3 protein-coding genes are annotated in these 3,004 nt (G+C 42.2%); all 3 read left to right on the top strand.

All coding sequences use genetic code 11. The features are described from left to right. Window positions 1-156 precede the first annotated feature (156 nt). The 3 genes from PY364_RS28755 to PY364_RS28745 all read left to right on the top strand — a co-directional run bounded on the left by PY364_RS28755 (window position 157) and on the right by PY364_RS28745 (window position 2,893). Window positions 157-1,281 (top strand): GTP-binding protein, encoded by a 1,125-nt coding sequence (locus PY364_RS28755; protein WP_275571124.1) that lies wholly within the window; start codon window positions 157-159, stop codon window positions 1,279-1,281. Between the two features lie 180 nt (window positions 1,282-1,461). After that, window positions 1,462-2,103: a hypothetical protein gene (locus PY364_RS28750; protein ID WP_275571123.1), complete on the top strand. Its 642-nt coding sequence runs from the start codon at window positions 1,462-1,464 to the stop codon at window positions 2,101-2,103. Window positions 2,104-2,146: 43 nt separating this feature from the next. Then, on the top strand, window positions 2,147-2,893 hold the full coding sequence (locus tag PY364_RS28745) for a pentapeptide repeat-containing protein (protein WP_275571122.1): 747 nt from the start codon (window positions 2,147-2,149) through the stop codon (window positions 2,891-2,893). The last annotated feature ends 111 nt before the right edge of the window (window positions 2,894-3,004 follow it).

Here is a 3,004-nt window from a genome sequence, read left to right as displayed (position 1 = left end):
GGTCAAAGAACCGCCAGGATGGCGGCGTTACGTAAAGCGTAACTCCTGTTATAGCAACCGCTAAGGCGTTTAAGATACTCTGAATTGTTGAAGCCGACTTAATTCTATTCCCTTCTTCCCCGAGCATCGTAGCCCCTAACCCCTAGCCCCTAGTCTATGCAATCAACAACTAATCAAATCGAAGCCACTCCAGTGATGGAGGCTCCAAAACAAGGATTACCAGTCACAATTATTACTGGTTTTCTTGGTAGCGGCAAGACAACACTGCTTAACCATATTCTGACCAATCAGGAGGGTTTGAAAACAGCAGTTCTAGTAAATGAGTTTGGCGAAATTGGCATTGACAATGAGCTGATTGTTACTTCTGACGACAGCATGGTGGAGTTGAATAACGGCTGTATTTGCTGTACGATTAATGAAGATTTGGTCAATGCTGTTTATAAAGTTTTAGAGCGTCCAGAGAAGTTAGATTATCTGGTAGTGGAGACAACGGGACTAGCAGATCCTTTGCCTGTAGCGTTGACTTTCTTGGGTACAGAATTGCGAGATATGACTCGTCTGGATTCAATTGTGACGGTGGTAGATGCGGCTAATTATAGCTTAGATTTGTTCAACAGTCAAGCTGCTTACAGTCAAATTGCTTACGGCGATATCATTTTGTTGAATAAGTCAGATTTGGTAGATGCAGCGGATTTAGATTTGTTGGAAGTTAAGATTCGCGATGTGAAAGAAGGGGCGCGAATTGTGCGGACAGTGCGATCGCAAGTTCCCCTCCCTCTAGTTCTTAGTGTAGGTTTGTTTGAGTCAGAGAAATATTTCCAACCTGAGAAAGCTACGGGTAGTCACGGACACGATCATGACCACGATCATGCACACGATCATACTGAGTGTGGGCACGATCATGACCATGACCATGACCATGACCACGACCATGACCATGACCATCATTCCCACCATTTAGAGAATGATGGGTTTACTTCCCTTTCTTTCCAAAGCGATCGCCCATTTTCTTTAAGGAAATTTCAGTATTTCTTAGATCATCAACTACCGATGAATGTGTTTAGAGCTAAGGGTATTATGTGGTTTGAGGAAAGTCCTAAACGGCATATTTTCCACCTTAGCGGTAAGCGTTTTTCTATTGATGACGACGAGTGGAAAGGTCAGCCAAAAAATCAGATAGTTCTGATCGGTCAAGGTTTGGAACATGATACGCTGCGATCGCAGCTAGAAAATTGCCTTTGTATTCCTTCCGCCGGTCGTGGCAAAGGTTTTGGAAAATAGTTAATTGTTAACGGTTAATTGTTAACAGTTAACCGTTAACAATTACAGTAAAAAGACCTAACCCCCCAGCCCCCTTCTCTGCAAGGGAAGGGGGGGGAAATCAATATTTTTAAATCTCTTTAAGATTTAATTGTTGCAAGAAGTCTAATAGTTATACCCTAATGGGCGGAGATAAAAACTTTGGGAATAGAGTTACGCAGCTACGTATTTCTAGACAGTTTACAGCCACAACACGCGGCTTATATCGGCACTGTAGCCGCCGGATTTTTACCATTACCAGGAGATGCGTCACTATGGATAGAAATATCGCCAGGGATTGAAATTAACAAAATTACAGATATCGCCCTAAAATCTGCTTCTGTACGGCCTGGAGTACAAATTGTAGAGAGGCTTTACGGTCTTTTAGAAGTTCATTCTAGCCGTCAAGGGGAGACAAGAGCCGCTGGCAAAGCAATTTTGGAAGCTTTGGGAGTTCGGAGAGAAGAATGTATTAAACCGCGAGTAATTTCTAGCCAAATTATCCGCAATATTGACGCTCACCAAACACAATTAATTAACCGCACGCGGCGAGGACAATTGCTATTAGCAGGACAAACGCTTTATGTATTTGAAGTTGAACCTGCTGCTTATGCGGCTTTAGCAGCAAATGAGGCAGAAAAAGCGGCTTCAATTAATATATTAGAAGTTCAGGCTGTCGGTAGTTTCGGACGACTTTATTTAGGCGGGGAAGAACGGGATATTTTGGCTGGTTCTAGTGCAGCGCGAGTTGCTATTGAAAGTGTTGCGGGCCGCGAAAATTCTGTTTTAGGGCGGACTGAATAGCTAATTTTAAACTTTTAATTTGGGAGTGGGGATTTAATTTATTATGGCAAATACGGAACATTTGGCACTGCTAAAATTTGGTGTTAATCAGTGGAATGATTGGCGAAATCGGAACGGGAATATAGAACTAGATTTGAGCGACTCCAACCTCAGAGAGTTTAATTTAAAAGGTATTAATTTCGTCGGAGTTAACCTTTTCAGAGCGAATTTAAGCAATGCTAAATTAATAGCTGCTAACCTGAAAGATGCTAATCTTAGTCTGGCTAACCTTTCATTTGCTGAATTAATTGATGCTAGTTTAATTGCAGCTAATTTGACAGGCGCTAACCTTCAATCAACTGATTTCGGAGGAGCAGATTTGAGTGCTGCAAATTTAATCGGTGCTGACATGAGCGGTGCTAATTTGAGAGGAGCAGATTTGGGTGAGGCTAACTTAACTGGAACGGTAATGATGAAGGTTTACTTGATAGGAGCTAACCTTAGTAATGCCAATCTTACTCAAGCTAATCTCTACGAAGCTGAACTGGTAGACGCACACCTTTATCGAGCGAATTTACATAAAGCTAATTTGAGTGGCGCTCACTTAAATGGAGCTTATCTTTTTCGAGCTAATCTTAGTTTTGCTGACTTGAGCGGGACGGATTTTAGATGGACAAATCTGAGTAAAGTTGACTTCACAGGCGCTAATTTGATGGGGGCTAATCTCAGAGGTGCTAATATCGCGGGAGTGAATCTAAATGATGTTAACTTGCAAGGAGCAACTATGCCAGATGGCACAATTCACCATTAGCAATTGTGGATTTTGGATTCCCTAAATACGAAGAGCGGCTCGCGCCCACCTTACAATTTATAATTAAGAAATAGTATTTTGTAACGCCGCCCTCTGGGCGGTCAAGAAACC

The sequence above is a fragment of the Kamptonema sp. UHCC 0994 genome, assembly GCF_029167235.1.
In the GTDB taxonomy this organism is placed as follows: Bacteria; Cyanobacteriota; Cyanobacteriia; order Cyanobacteriales; family Microcoleaceae; genus Kamptonema.
This window is presented reverse-complemented; position numbering and strand designations above follow the sequence as displayed.

What these genes read in the sequence shown, in the direction of transcription:
- PY364_RS28755 (WP_275571124.1), top strand. Translation starts at nt 157, where the DNA reads ATGCAATCAACAACTAATCAAATCGAAGCCACTCCAGTGATGGAGGCT.
- PY364_RS28745 (WP_275571122.1), top strand. Translation starts at nt 2,147, where the DNA reads ATGGCAAATACGGAACATTTGGCACTGCTAAAATTTGGTGTTAATCAG.